The organism is Actinacidiphila alni, from assembly GCF_900112845.1.
Lineage (GTDB): Bacteria > Actinomycetota > Actinomycetes > Streptomycetales > Streptomycetaceae > Actinacidiphila > Actinacidiphila alni.
On the sequence record NZ_FONG01000008.1, the window covers coordinates 301,109 to 314,994 of the forward strand.

Genomic DNA, 13,886 nt, shown 5'->3' on the forward strand with positions numbered 1-13,886 from the left:
TACACCCCGGTGCGCGGGCACGTATACGGCCCTGCCGGGTTACCTGCATTCGCCAGCGAGGTGATGACCGCAAGTGGCAGGCTGCTGACCATCAGTAGGTTCAGCGTGGAGGTGCACTTCCTGTGGTCGCCAACGTCAACCCCACCGTCAGGCGCCGCCGGCTGGGTTCGGAGCTGCGCAAGCTCCGGGAGCAGAAGGGCATGACGGCCGAGGAGGTCGCGGCCCGGCTGCTGGTGTCGCAGTCGAAGATCAGCCGGCTGGAGAACGGCCGCCGCAGCATCAGCCAGCGCGATGTGCGCGATCTGTGCGGTGTGTACGGCGTCGAGGACGTGCGGATCGTCGACTCGCTGATGCAGATGGCCAAGGAGTCGCGCCAGCAGGGCTGGTGGCACGCCTTCGGCGACATTCCGTACAGCGTCTACATCGGCCTGGAGACGGAGGCGGCGAGCCTTCGGGTCTTCGAACCCCAGGTGGTGCCCGGCCTGTTGCAGACGCGCGGGTACGCGGCGGCGATGATCGCGGGGAATCTGCCGGAGGCGACGCCCGAGCAGGTCGAGAAGCGGGTCAACGTCCGGGTGCGCCGCCAGGACCGGATCACCGATGAGGACGCGCCGCTGCGGATGTGGGCGGTGATCGACGAGGCGGCGCTGTGCCGCAAGGTCGGTGACGCGCAGGTGATGCGCGAACAGCTGGCGCATCTGGTCGAGTTGAGCCATCTGCCGCATGTGACCGTGCAGGTGCTGCCTTTCGAGGCGGGCGCGCACCCGGGTCTGAGCGGGCAGTTCGCGGTGCTGGAGTTCACCGACGCGACCGATGCCACGGTGGTCTATCTCGAAGGCGTCAACAGCGACCTGTACTTGGAGAAGGACACCGATGTGCAGGCGTACAGCGTGATGTACGAACACTTGCGGGCGCAGGCGCTGAGCGCGGAACAGACCCGGCTTTTCATCGAGGAGGCGGCGCTGCGATACGCGCCGTGAGTGTCACGGAGTTTCGCTCCGGAGAAGTGCGGCAGATACGGTACACCCGGGCTCGCTCCCATTGGAAGAGTTACTGGGAATATGCCATCCACTTGGGTGAAGTGGCCCACCGGTCCGTGATGTTGGCTAGTAGCGTCGAGCGCGTAGTCAGGCAATGGCGTACCTCGCCGCCGTCACCAGCACAGACCGGAGCAGAGATGGCAATCAAGCTGGGCAGTACCCCTGCGTGGATGAAGTCCTCGCGGTCCACGGGAAATGGCGCCTGTGTGGAAGTGAAGTCGCCCGCCGTCGAGGCGGTCGTGGTCCGTGACTCCAAGGACCCGCAGGGTCCTGTTCTCACCTTTTCCCCGCAGGAGTGGACCGCGTTCGTCGACGAGGTCGAGCGCGGCTCGTTCACGATCAACTAGCCGATCAACTCGTCGGTCACCTACTCGATCGACGAGTTCGGCACGACAGCACACAAGAGCCCTCTCGACTGGCCGCCGTCCTGGCCGAGAGGGCTCACTGCTGCCCGGATGCCGGAAAGTAGCTGGACACGGCATCGATTATTCGTAGGCTGCCGCACATGACGCCGCAGCACACCACGATCGCAGCCCCGCCCGCACTCGCCGCCCGCGCTGTTTCGGTGGGCGCCTCGCCGGTACGGGAGATCCTGGCGCTGACCGCGCGGCCCGAGGTGATCTCCTTCGCGGGTGGGCTGCCCGCGCCGGAGCTGTTCGACGCGGCGGCGATCGCGGAGGCGTACGCCCGCGTGCTGGCCGAGCGGCCGCGCAAGGTGCTGCAGTATTCGACGACCGAGGGCGACCCGGCGCTGCGCGGCGCGGTCGCGGACCGGCTGACCGGGCGCGGGCTGGCCACGGCGGCCGACGGCATCCTGGTGACCGGCGGCTCGCAGCAGGGCCTCGCCCTGGTGGCAACGGCCCTGCTGGAGCCGGGCGATGTCGTCCTGGTGGAGAATCCGACGTATCTGGCGGCCCTGCAGTGCTTCGGCTTCGCGGGCGCGCGTGTGGTGCCGGTGCCGACGGACGAGGACGGGGTGATCCCGCAGGCGCTGGAGGAGCTGACCCTGCGGGAGCGGCCGAAGCTGCTCTATCTGGTGCCCAACTTCCAGAATCCGACCGGGCGTACGCTCCCGCTCGCGCGCCGGCGCGCGGTGGCCGAGGTGGCGGCCCGGCACGGGCTGTGGATCGCGGAGGACGACCCGTACGGAGAGCTGCGCTTCGAGGGCGAACGGGTGCCGTGGATCGCGGGGTTGGAGGGGGCCGCGGACCGGACGGTCCTGCTGGGCAGCTTCTCCAAGATCATGGCGCCGGGCATGCGGCTGGGCTGGCTGCGGGCGCCCGCGGAGCTGCTGCGGGCGTGTGTGATCGCCAAGCAGGCGGCCGATCTGCACACCTCGACGGTCGACCAGGCCGCCGCCGCGCGCTATCTCGCCGACCACGACCTGGACGCCCATCTGGACCGGGTCCGTACCGCCTACCGCGCCCGGCGCGACGCGCTGCTGGCGGGCCTGCCCGCCGCGCTGCCCGCGGGCAGCGGCTGGAACCGGCCGGAGGGCGGCATGTTCGTCTGGGTGCGGCTGCCGGCGGGGCACGACGCGACGGCGCTGCTGCGCACGGCGGTCGGCCATGACGTGGCGTACGTGCCGGGGCTGCCGTTCTTCGCCGAGGCCGCCGAACCCGAGGCGCTGCGGATGTCGTTCACGACGCACACGCCGGAGGAGATCGGGGAGGGCCTGCGGCGGCTGGCGAAGGTCTTCGTCTGAGGGCACTCCTTTCGGTGGCACTCCCTTCGATGGCACTCCCTTCGGTGCCCGATTGCACTCCCTTCCGTGCCGTGCGGGATCCCGTGTCCCGTACGGCCGTCTCTCCTGTCCCGCGCGTCCCGCGGGCCTCGTACGACGTCCAGCGAAGTGTCCGCTCATCGTGGGTGGGTGGTCGCGGTCACGACAATGCCAAGGTAAGCAAAGAGCGAGTAAAATCGTTCGGCTTTATGATCTGAGTTCAGACTCTTGAACGCAGAGACTCTTGACCACCCCCCTCGCCCAGGGGTTCAATCCCCCAAGTCCCCACTCCCGCACGGGGGCGACCCGCCAGGACCGGCGCCGCAGCGAAGTGCGCTCCTGTTCACAAGGCGGACCCCCTTGGAGGGGACATGAACAGTCTCGACTGGGCCGTGCTGATCGCGTACTTCGGCGTGATGCTCGCGATCGGCCTCTGGTCCCACAAGCGCGTCGACGACGTCGGCGACTACTTCACCGCGGGCGGCAAGATGCCCTGGTGGCTGTCCGGCATCTCGCACCACATGTCCGGCTACAGCGCGGTGATGTTCACCGGATACGCCGGCATCGCGTACACCTACGGCATCACCTCGTACGTCACCTGGTCGTTCCCGATCGCGCTCGGGATCGCCATCGGCGCCCGGCTGTTCGCGCCCCGGCTCAACCGGCTGCGCTCCCGGCTGCATGTCGCCTCACCGCTGGAATACCTCAAGAACCGCTACAACCTGGCCACCCAGCAGGCGCTCGCCTGGTCCGGCGTGCTGCTGAAGATCGTGGACGTCGGCGCCAAGTGGGCCGCGATCGCGACCCTGTTGTCGGTGTTCACCGGGGTCACCATCACCCAGGGCATCGTCATCACCGGCGCGATCACCGCGATCTACTGCACGGTCGGCGGCCTGTGGGCGGACGCGCTCACCGAACTCGGCCAGTTCGTCATCCAGTTGATCGCCGGACTCGCCATGCTGGTCGCCGCCCTCAACAAGGTCGGCGGCGTCAGCGGCATCTGGAACGTCTGGGACGAACCCGCGCTCAAGCACCACGCCGACCCGGTGGCCGGCCCGTACACCACGATCTTCCTGCTGGCGTACCTTTTCATCAAGACCTTCGAGTACAACGGCGGTATGTGGAACCAGGCCCAGCGCTACATGGCCACCGGCTCCGCCCGCGAGGCCACCCGCTCCGCCTGGCTGTCGGCGGCGCTGTGGTTCGTCTGGCCCGTGGTGCTGTTCTTCCCGATGTGGATCTCGCCGCTGCTGGTGCACGCCAAGAAGCCGGACGGCTCCGACTCGTACGGCCTGATGGTCGAACAACTGCTGCCGCACGGGCTGTTGGGCCTGGTCGTGGTCGGCTTCTTCTCGCACACCATGGCCATGTGCTCCTCCGACGCCAACGCCATCGCCGCCGTCGTCACCCGCGACATCGCGCCGGCCTTCTCCAGGACCGCCCGCGAATGGTCCGCGCGCGTCGGCCTGATCGCGGCGCGGCTGACCACCCTGACCTTCCTCGGCCTGTCCATGGCGGTGGCCACCCAGGTCAACTCCCCCACCTTCAAGGACATCATCACCGTCGTCATCAAATGGGTGGCCGGGCTCATGGGGCCGATCGCGATCCCGTTCATGCTCGGTCTGCTGCCGCGCTTCCGGAAGTCCGGGCCGACCGCGGCCCTCACCAGCTGGGCGCTCGGGCTCTTCGCCTTCTACCTGCTCAACTACCCGATCAACGACGCCATTTCGGGCGGGGTCAACCTGGAGTACCAGATCTCGCTGCCGCTGGCCGTCTCGCTCGTCCTCTACATCGTCGTCGGCTGGATCAAGCCGGAGGACACCCCGGAGCGGGACGCGCTGCTCGCCCGGATCAACTCCGACGGGGACGGCGACGGCCCCGGCCCCGCGTCGGTCTCGCTGCCCGAGCCGTCGTCGGAGCCGGCGCCGGCGAAGCTCTCGGAGTAGGTGGTCGCGCGGGGGCCGTACCCGTACCCGCGCATACGGGTACGGGTACGGCCTTCGCGTACGGCCCCCGCGTACGGCCTACGCGGCCGGGTAGCGGTCGAGCCAGGCCGGGCTGGCGCCGGTGGGGCCGTGCAGGGCCGGGGCCTGCGTCATCTCCATGGCGAAGTCGTCCGCGAGCTGGAGGAGCGTGGCCCGCCCCTCCAGCTCGGCTATCCAGGCCGGCGGCAGCGCCGTCTCCCCGTGCTGCACGCCCAGCAGATTGCCGCAGATCGAGCCGGTCGAGTCGCTGTCGCCGGAGTGGTTGACGGCCAGCAGCAGCCCGTGTCGTACGTCCTCGGCGACCAGCGCGCAGTACACCCCGATCGCCAGCGACTCCTCCGCCGTCCAGCCCTCCCCCAGCGCTTCCACCCGCTGCGGCGACGGCATGCCCTGCCGTACGGCGCCGAGCGCGCTCTGCAGCGCGTCCGTGGTCTCCTGGTGGCCGGGGCGGGCGCCGAGCAGCGCCAGCGCGTGCTGCACCGAACCGTCCAGCGCCTCGCCGCGCGCCAGCCCGTGCACGATCACCGCGAAGGCGCCCGCCGCGAGCTGGCCCGTCGGATGGCCGTGCGTCTGCGCCGCGCACTCCACGGCGAGCTGGAAGACCAACTGCGGCTCCCAGCCCACCAGCAGCCCGAACGGCGCCGACCGCATCACCGTGCCGCACCCCTTGGAACCGGGGTTCTTCGGCTCCTCCAGCGTGCCCATCCGGTCGTCCGACAGCCCGGAAAGGCACGCCTCGCCCGGCGCCCGCCGCGCGTAGAGCCACTCCTCGCGGGCCAGCCACCCCATGTCCTTGCGGCGCTCGTCCGGGCCCCACTCGCTCTGCGTCGCCGCCCAGCGGCGGTACGCCCGGTGGATGTCGGTCGGCGGGTGCCACGCCCCGGTGTCCCGGCGCACCTGCGCCCTGATCAGGCCCTCCACCGTGAACATCGTCATCTGCGTGTCATCGGTGACGGCGCCCCGTCTGCCGTACGCCGTGACGTAGTCCGTCACACCGTCCGCGCCGTGATCGCGCTGGATCGCCTCGAGCGACTCGAACTCCACACCCGCGCCCAACGCGTCGCCGATCGCCCCGCCGAGCAGGCATCCCCGCACGCGGCTGCGGAAGTCCTGCTGCTGCGCGCGGCCCCAGACAGCGGTCAAAGCGGTCCCCTTCGATCAGCCCCGATCCGAACCCGTTCTGCGCCTGCACCATAGCCGACCCGACTGGGAGCGGAAGGGGGCCGTGGGGTGTATGAGGCGCCCGGGCCCGCCGCCCCTAAACCTTGTCCGGATCCGGTACGCACCGGACCGCGCAGGCGAGCGCGTCGAGGTCGGGGAGGACGTCGAGGAAGCGCTGGTGGTCCCAGGCATACGTGAAGATGTGGACGTCAGTGTCGAACCCGTCATCGCGGAAGACGTAATTGGCCTGGTCGTACCGGCCCGGCTGACCGGACTCCTCGGAATACCCGCTCCACAGGGCCCTGACGCCGGTTCCCAGGGCTTCGGTCTCGAACCACTCGGCGGCCGGCTGTGTCGTCGCGGTCTCGGCGCCCCAATAGCCGTAGTACTGGAAAGCCTCTTCCCGTGTGCCCACGCGCTTCCACAGGCCGATGCCGACCGCGACCGGGATCTTCGTCGAATCGCGGCAGTCGAAGAAGAGCTTGTGCGCCGCGGCCTTGCCCGCGAGTTCGTGCCGCGCCACGACGAGTGACCGCGCGAACGGCAGCACTTCCTTCTTGACGACCCTTTTCGTCAGCTCATGGCCGGCCCGCCGTACCCGGTCGCCCGCGTAGTCGAAGGCCCACTCGGCGGCGTCGGCCCATTTGGTGCCCTCGAACACGATCGGAATCGGAAACCACACGTCCCGGTCGTAATCGACCGCCGCCCAATTGTCGGTGACCTTGCGCTGGTCGAAACTCACACTTCCTCCCGGTCGTGCCGCTGTTCCTCGTACTGCCAGCGGAAGGTGCTCATGATCGCGTCGAACAGCGTGCAGAGCAGTTCCGCCACGTCGTCGTCCGGGCTGCCCTGTCCGAGGGTGGAAAAGGACGACAGCAGCCAGCTGTCGGCCGTGCCGGGGACGGGCAGCAGATATTCGACGCGGCGGGAGGCGTAGGCCACGTCGCGTTCCGGATCGGCGTCGTACGTCCGCTCCGTGCGCATGCCGGGTGTACCGCCGAGGGTCGTCGGCCCGGCCCCTTCGGTCGTGGCGATGACCTCGGCCAGGACCTGGCCCGCGTCCGGGGCGCCCTGCTCGGCGAATTCGACGTACGAGATCAGGAAGGACGCGGGGAGATTGCGTTCGCGGTGGCCGAGGGGCAGGAAGAGGTCGACGCCCGCATTGCGCCGGGCCTCGGCGACCGAACGCATCAGCCGGGCCTCGACCTCGCGCCGGTACTGCGCCACCTGATCCCGCCCATGTCTGGCGAAGGCCCGGTCGAGGAGTGCGGAGATCGCGCGTTCGGTGCCGCGCTGGACGGGGATCTTCTGCCATTCCCTGGGAACGACGAGCCGGTAGCCGGTCACGGTCATCGGCCGACCTCCGCCGTGGTCAGTTCCTTGAGCCGGGCGAAGGCGTCCCAGCGCGGCGCGGTGTCGCCCTCGACCTCGGGGTGCAGCGGGCCACCCTTGAAGCCGTTGCCCATCCAGTTGATCAGGTCGCTGCCGCCGCTCCAGTGGCCGAAGGCGCCGGGATTCCCTCGGCTGAGCACGTCGATGCCTTCGGTGGCGGCCTTGATCGCGGAGGTCGCGCCCTCCTCGAACTCCGACCCCGCCCGCAGCATCGACGCCACGCCCTCGGACAGCTCGACCGACGTGTCCATCACCCCCTTGACCACCGTGCTGATCCGCAGCGTGGCGATCGCGACGATGTCGAGGCCGACGTCCATCCACGAGCCGTCGCCGCTCAGCGCGAGCGCCGTATGGCCCGCCAGGGCGCCGAGCATGAAAGCGGCGAGGACTCCGGTGGCGATGTCGAGGCCCGGGATGAACAGCGAGGCGATCACGAGGCCCGTGACGATCCACGTACAGATGTCGGCGAGGACCTTGATCAGGCCCGCGTGCTGGTGGACGAAGTCCTTGAAGCCGTCCCAGCGGCTGTCCTTGAGGCCGTCGTGCTCGGCGTCCTCGATGCGTTGCTTCCAGTGGCTCGCGCGGTCGTCGCGGTGCTGCTTGATGTCGGCCAACTGGCGCCTGGCGGCGGCAAGTTCGCCCTGGGCGGCGTCGCGGGCGTGGGCCGCCTTCCGCTGCTCGGGGGTCGGGGCAGCAGGGGTGCCGGGGGCGTCGGGATGTGGGCCCGGGTCCACATGGCCATCCGGCTCAGGCGCGTGGCCTCGGCGCGGACTTCGTACGGGTCGCCGGGTATCGGGTCGCGGCTCTCGTCCAGTACGTCCCATTCGGGGTCGGGCGGCCTGCTCATGGGTGCTGCTTCTCCCCGGATCCGTGGTGGACGCCGCCCTTGGACTCGTCGGCGAGCTTCTTGTCGACGTCCTTGAACGCCTCCATCGTCTTCTCGGCCATCTCGCCCATCGCCTGGATCCTGTCCAGCAGTTTGTGCCGGTGGTAGTTCCAGTTGTGGGCGAAGTCGTGCATGGCGTGGGCCATGTCGCCGCTGCCGAGCGCGTCCTTGACGTCGTCCTGGTGGTCGCCGGTGTCCTCCAGTTCGCGCTGGATGGACTTGAGATCGCGCGTCGATTCCTCGAGCCGGTCGTAGGAGACCTTGAGGTCCGTCATCGCCGCCCGCCGCTCCCCCCGTGTACCGCTTCCACTTGCGCATCTGGCCGCGCGTGAGCACCGCGTGACACTGGGTGCACACGTGCAACCCTCACCTATCGGCGGGAGAGGGGCCAGGCTCCCGGGGAAGCTTTGCGGGGGTTTTGCAGGTGCGCGGGGTTCCGTTGACGCCGGTCACAGGGTCGGCGGCCCGCGCGGCGGACGTACGGTCAGTCGCCCAGGACCGGGAGCAGCTCCGGGAGGTGGCCGTCCGAGGCGAGGCCGGCGGCGAGGCGTTCTTCCGGGACCTCGCCGTAGAGGGTGGTGCGCTGGCGGGCGGGGCGGCCGGCGGCCTCGGCGATGGCGACGAGGTCGCGGATCGAGCGGTAGGAGCCGTAACTGGAGCCCGCCATACGGGAGATGGTCTCCTCCATCAGCGTGCCGCCGAGGTCGTTGGCGCCGGAGCGGAGCATTTCGGCGGCGCCGTCCGCGCCGAGCTTGACCCAGCTGGTCTGGATGTTGGTGATGTGCGGGTGGAGCAGCAGGCGGGCCATGGCGGTGACGGCGCGGTTGTCGCGGGCGGTCGGTCCGGGGCGGGCGATGCCGGCCAGATAGACGGGCGCGTTGGTGTGGATGAAGGGGAGGGTGACGAATTCGGTGAAGCCGCCGGTCTCCTGCTGGATGCGGGCGAGCAGGCGCAGGTGGCCGAGCCAGTGGTGCGGCTGGTCGACGTGGCCGTACATCATCGTGGACGAGGACCGTATGCCCAGGGCGTGGGCGGCCTTGACGACCTCGATCCAGGTGGCGGTGGGCAGTTTGCCCTTGGTGAGGACCCAGCGGACCTCGTCGTCGAGGATCTCGGCGGCGGTGCCGGGGATGGAGTCAAGGCCGGCCTCCTTGGCGGCGGCCAGCCAGTCGCCGATCGACATCCCGGTACGGGTGGCGCCGTTGACGACCTCCATCGGTGAGAAGGCGTGCATGTGCATGCCCGGGACGCGGGTCTTGACGGCCCGCGCGATGTCGAAATACGCGGTGCCCGGCAGGTCGGGGTGGATGCCGCCCTGCATGCAGACCTCGGTGGCGCCGACGTCCCACGCCTGCTGGACGCGGTCGGCGACCTGCTCCATGGACAGGGTGTACGCGTCGGCGTCGGTGCGGCGCTGCGCGAAGGCGCAGAAACGGCAGCCGGTGTAGCAGACGTTGGTGAAGTTGATGTTGCGGGTGACGACGTACGTCACCTCGTCGCCGACGACCGCGCGCCGCAGGTCGTCGGCGATGCGGCAGAGCGCGTCCAGGGCGGGTCCGTCGGCGTGCAGCAGGGCCAGCGCCTCGGCGTCGGTGAGGCGGGTCGGGTCGTCGGCGGCCACCTTGAGGGCGGCCATGACGTCGGCGTCGACCCGGTCGGGGACCATGCCGGGGGCGGCCTGCTCCTTGATCTCCGACCAGTCGCCGTACACCTCGTCGAAGTCGTCGCGGCGGTCGCCCGTACGCCCTTCGGTGTCGATGGTGCGGTGCAGGTCGGTGCGGCCGGTGGGCGCCAGCGAGAAGCCCTCGTCGGGCTCCTGCCACGGGCGGCCCTCGACGGCCGCGCCCTCGACGGCGAGTCCGGTGGCGGGGTCGGCGAGCGCGCCCACGTGCGGCAGCAGCCGCGGGTCGAGCCAGGGCTCGCCGCGCTGGATGAACTCCGGGTAGATCGTGAGGCGTTCCCGCAGGGCGAAGCCGGACTCGGCGGTACGGGCGGCGAGTTCGTCGATCTGCGGCCAGGGGCGTTCGGGGTTGACGTGGTCGGGGGTGAGCGGCGAGACGCCGCCCCAGTCGTCGATGCCTGCCTCGATGAAGCGGGCGTATTCGCCGTCGACGAGATTCGGCGGCGCCTGGATGCGGGCGGCCGGGCCGAGCACGATCCTGGCGACGGCGATGGCCGCGGCCAGCTCCTCCAGTTCGGCGTCGGGCATGCCGCGCATCGCGGTGTCCGGCTTGGCGCGGAAGTTCTGGATGATGACTTCCTGGACGCCGTGGTAGCGGCGGGCGGTCCTGCGGATCGCGAAGAGCGAGTCGGCGCGCTCCTCGTACGTCTCGCCGATGCCGATGAGGATGCCGGTGGTGAACGGCACATTGGAGCGGCCCGCGTCCTCCAGGACGCGCAGCCGGACGGCCGGTTCCTTGTCGGGCGAGCCGTAGTGCGGGCCGCCGGGCTCGGACCACAGCCGGGTCGCGGTGGTCTCCAGCATCATGCCCATGGACGGTGCGACGGGCTTGAGCCGTTGCAGGTCGGTCCAGCTCAGCACACCGGGGTTGAGGTGCGGCAGCAGGCCCGTCTCCTCCAGCACCCGGATCGACATGGCGCGCACATACGCGAGCGTGTCGTCGTAGCCGTGCGCGTCGAGCCATTCGCGGGCTTCGGGCCAGCGGTCCTCGGGGCGGTCGCCGAGGGTGAACAGCGCTTCCTTGCAGCCCATTTCGGCGCCGCGCCGGGCGATGTCCAGCACCTCGTCCGGCGACAGATACAGGCCGTGGCCTTCGCGGCGGAGTTTGCCGGGCACCGTCACGAAAGTGCAGTAATGGCATTTGTCACGGCACAGCCGGGTCAGCGGAATGAAGACCTTCCGCGAATACGTGATGACTCCGGGACGTCCCACCGCTTCCAACCCCGCGTCCCGCAGCCGCGCCGCGATGCCCGCGAGTCTGGTCAGGTCCTGGCCACGGGCCTGGAGCAGCACGGCGGCCTCGCCCGTGTCCAGGGCGACGCCTTCGTCCGCGCGGTGCAGGGCACGGCGCATGGCATTGGCAGTGGGCGTCTGCGAAGTCATTCTCCGAGGATAGGCGGCACCGCCGACACATGGCCGCTTCCGCCGGCCGGCACCGGCCGATATCGCTGTCGGCAATATCACCCGGCGACCGGGCCCGCGGAGGAATAGTCCGTCACAAATACTGCGCGTAGTCGTCGAGCGTGCGCAGCACTTCACCGGTCCCGGCGTGCGGCAGCTGCACGATGATCTCCTCGATGCCGAGGTCGCGGAAGCGGGCGATCTTGCCGGGGGCGGGGCTCACGGCGGTCGGCACCACGACCGGGCCCTCGGGTCCGCGGCCCGCTTCTTCCCACGCACGGCGGAGTTTCGGCAACGCCTCACCCAGACCGCCGCCTCCGATCGGCATCCAGCCGTCGGCGTAATCCGTCACATGGCTGAAGACCTTCGGTCCCGCCATGCCGCCCACCAGGGTGCGCACCCGGCCGCCGGCCGGCTTCGGATACGCGTGGCTGGCCTGCACCGACGCGAATTCGCCGGCATGGGCGACGGGTTCGTCCGACCACAGCGCGCGCATCACCGCCATCCGGTCGCGTACCAGCTCGCGCCTGCGCCGCCAGTCGCTCACCCCGTGGTCGGCGGCCTCCTCCACGTTCCAGCCGAAGCCCACCCCCAGGGTGAAGCGTCCGCCCGACACATGGTCGAGCGTCGCGATCTCCTTGGCGAGCACGATCGGGTCGCGCTGCGCCACCAGTGTGATCGCCGTCCCCACCTCCAGCCGCTCGGTCACCGCCACCGCCGTGGCCAGCGCGACGAACGGGTCCAGCATCCGCCCGTACTCCTCCGGCAGGGGCTCCCCCGCCGGGTAGGGCGTCGCCCGCGACACCGGGATGTGCGTGTGCTCGGGCAGATACAGCCCGGCGAAGCCGCGCTGCTCCAACTCCCGCGCGAGCCGCACCGGTCCGATGGTCCGGTCGGTCAGGAAGATCGTGGCGGCGATCCGCACGGGGCACCTCCGGTGGTTGGGTGCCCCGATCCTCTCGCGGCGCGGGGTGCGCGGGTGCGGTATCGACCTCATGTGTCGGTCTGTTGCTCAGGAGGCTGCCACTCTCCCGTCACCCGGGAGGGTGAGCGTGGCGGGATGGACCGACGCGACGTACTGAAGTTCTCCGCACTCGCGGGCGCCACCGGCGTCCTTACGCTGGCTCCCGTGAACTTCGCGGAAGCGGCGGAAGCAGACGGATCGGACCGCGGCACCGGATCGGGCGGCCCCGCGGGGCCGGGCGGCGGTCCGGGGCAGCCGGACCTGACCCGTACGGTGACCGGTCATCTGGCCACCGGGGCGGCGGACTTCGTGTACCTGCCGGTGAAGGTGCCGCGCGGGGTGCGGCAGATCGCCGTGTCGTACGGCTACGACCGGCCGGCGGTGCCCGCGGGGACGGTCGGGAACGCGTGCGACATCGGGATCTTCGACCAGCGCGGTACGGAGCTGGGTTCGCGCGGCTTCCGCGGCTGGTCGGGCGGGGCGCGCACGGAGTTCGCGATCAGCGCGGGCGAGGCGACGCCGGGGTATCTGGCCGGGCCGGTGGAGGCCGGGACGTGGCATGTGATCCTCGGGCCGTACACGGTGGCGCCGCAGGGGCTCGACTATTCGGTGACGATCACGCTGAGCTTCGGCGCGCCCGGTGAGCCGCTGGTGCCGTCGTACCCGCCGGAGCGGGCGCCGGGGCGCGGCCGGGACTGGTACCGCGGCGACTGCCATCTGCACACCGTGCACTCCGACGGCAGGCGGACGCTGGAGCAACTGGTGGCGCTGGCCCGGGAGGCCGGGCTGGACTTCATCAACTCCAGTGACCACAACACCAGTTCGGCGCACGCCTACCTCGGGCCGCTGGCCGGGGACGACCTGCTGGTGCTGACCGGCGAAGAGGTCACGACGCGCAACGGCCACTATCTGGCGATCGGTACGGACCCCGGTACGTGGGTGGACTGGCGCTACCGGTCCCGCGACGACGCCTTCGAGCGTTTCGTGCGGCAGATCCACCGCGCCGACGGCATCGTGGTGCCGGCGCACCCGTACGGCACGAGCCTGGCGAGCCAGTGGAAGTTCGGCTACGACGAGGCCGACGCCATCGAGGTGTGGAACGGCCCCTGGACGCCGGACGACGAGGTGTCCCTGCTGACCTGGGACAATCTGCTGACGGGCGCGGCGCGCGGCGACGGGCACTGGATCCCCGCGATGGGCAACTCCGACGCCCACCGCGACCCCGATGTGGTCGGCCTGCCGCAGACGGTCGTCCTCGCGGACGGCCTGGACCGGCGCTCCCTCCAGGCCGGCATCCGCGCCGGGCGCTCCTGGATCGCCGAATCCGCCGCCGTACAGCTGGCGTTCACCGCTTCCGGGCCGCGCGGCGAGCACGCGGGCATCGGCGAGCGGCTGTCCGTCGCGGACGACGTGGACATCACCGTCCGCCTCGACGTCTCCGGTGTCCCCGCCGACTCCCTGATCCGGCTGGTCACCGACGAGGGCCAGCTCTTCGCCGAGCCGCTCCCCGCCTCGGGCACCGTCGAGTGGACCACCACGGCGTCCTACTCCTCCTACGTCCGCGCCGAGGTCCGCCACCCGGTCCCCGCCGGTTCCCCGCTCCCGGGCCCGGCGGCGGCGATCACCAATCCGATCTGGCTGGGCCGCGAGTAG

Annotated in this window: 12 protein-coding genes; 5 read left to right on the top strand and 7 right to left on the bottom strand. The window is 70.5% G+C overall.

All coding sequences use genetic code 11. The annotated features are described in order from the left end of the window. The first annotated feature begins 122 nt into the window (after positions 1–122). The 4 genes from BM076_RS16200 (at position 123) to BM076_RS16215 (ending at position 4,709) form a co-directional block, all read left to right on the top strand. Positions 123–980: a helix-turn-helix domain-containing protein gene (locus tag BM076_RS16200; protein ID WP_093714237.1), complete on the top strand. Its 858-nt coding sequence runs from the start codon at positions 123–125 to the stop codon at positions 978–980. A 197-nt stretch (positions 981–1,177) separates the two neighbouring features. After that, a complete protein-coding gene (locus BM076_RS16205) occupies positions 1,178–1,387 on the top strand; it encodes a DUF397 domain-containing protein (protein ID WP_093714238.1) in 210 nt (69 codons plus the stop codon). Positions 1,388–1,545: 158 nt separating this feature from the next. Beyond that, positions 1,546–2,745: an aminotransferase-like domain-containing protein gene (locus tag BM076_RS16210; protein WP_093714239.1), complete on the top strand. Its 1,200-nt coding sequence runs from the start codon at positions 1,546–1,548 to the stop codon at positions 2,743–2,745. A gap of 389 nt (positions 2,746–3,134) precedes the next feature. Further along, on the top strand, positions 3,135–4,709 hold the full coding sequence (locus tag BM076_RS16215) for a sodium:solute symporter family protein (RefSeq protein ID WP_093714240.1): 1,575 nt from the start codon (positions 3,135–3,137) through the stop codon (positions 4,707–4,709). A gap of 78 nt (positions 4,710–4,787) precedes the next feature. On the opposite strand, the gene BM076_RS16220 is transcribed toward BM076_RS16215, so the two are convergent. From BM076_RS16220 to BM076_RS16250, 7 genes are all read right to left on the bottom strand, one after another. Then, positions 4,788–5,891 carry an ADP-ribosylglycohydrolase family protein gene (locus tag BM076_RS16220; protein WP_093714241.1) on the bottom strand — a complete coding sequence of 368 codons (1,104 nt, stop codon included), beginning with the start codon at positions 5,889–5,891 and terminating at the stop codon, positions 4,788–4,790. Positions 5,892–6,006: 115 nt separating this feature from the next. After that, entirely contained in the window at positions 6,007–6,651 is a 645-nt protein-coding gene (locus BM076_RS16225; protein WP_093714242.1) for a hypothetical protein, read from the bottom strand. Continuing rightward, positions 6,648–7,262 (bottom strand): hypothetical protein, encoded by a 615-nt coding sequence (locus BM076_RS16230; RefSeq protein WP_093714243.1) that lies wholly within the window; start codon positions 7,260–7,262, stop codon positions 6,648–6,650. The genes BM076_RS16225 and BM076_RS16230 overlap by 4 nt, the downstream gene beginning before the upstream one ends. After that, positions 7,259–8,035: a flagellar export protein FliJ gene (locus BM076_RS16235; protein WP_093714244.1), complete on the bottom strand. Its 777-nt coding sequence runs from the start codon at positions 8,033–8,035 to the stop codon at positions 7,259–7,261. Before BM076_RS16235 ends, BM076_RS16230 begins: the two co-directional genes overlap by 4 nt. A gap of 109 nt (positions 8,036–8,144) precedes the next feature. Next, positions 8,145–8,462, bottom strand: a complete 318-nt coding sequence (locus BM076_RS16240; RefSeq protein ID WP_093714245.1) for a hypothetical protein — start codon at positions 8,460–8,462, stop codon at positions 8,145–8,147. Between the two features lie 209 nt (positions 8,463–8,671). Further along, positions 8,672–11,326 (bottom strand): bifunctional FO biosynthesis protein CofGH, encoded by a 2,655-nt coding sequence (locus tag BM076_RS16245; protein WP_407640664.1) that lies wholly within the window; start codon positions 11,324–11,326, stop codon positions 8,672–8,674. A gap of 37 nt (positions 11,327–11,363) precedes the next feature. Continuing rightward, entirely contained in the window at positions 11,364–12,194 is an 831-nt protein-coding gene (locus BM076_RS16250; protein WP_093714247.1) for a TIGR03619 family F420-dependent LLM class oxidoreductase, read from the bottom strand. Positions 12,195–12,329: 135 nt separating this feature from the next. On the opposite strand from BM076_RS16250, the gene BM076_RS16255 reads away from it, so the two are divergent. Next, positions 12,330–13,886 (top strand): CehA/McbA family metallohydrolase, encoded by a 1,557-nt coding sequence (locus tag BM076_RS16255; protein ID WP_093714248.1) that lies wholly within the window; start codon positions 12,330–12,332, stop codon positions 13,884–13,886.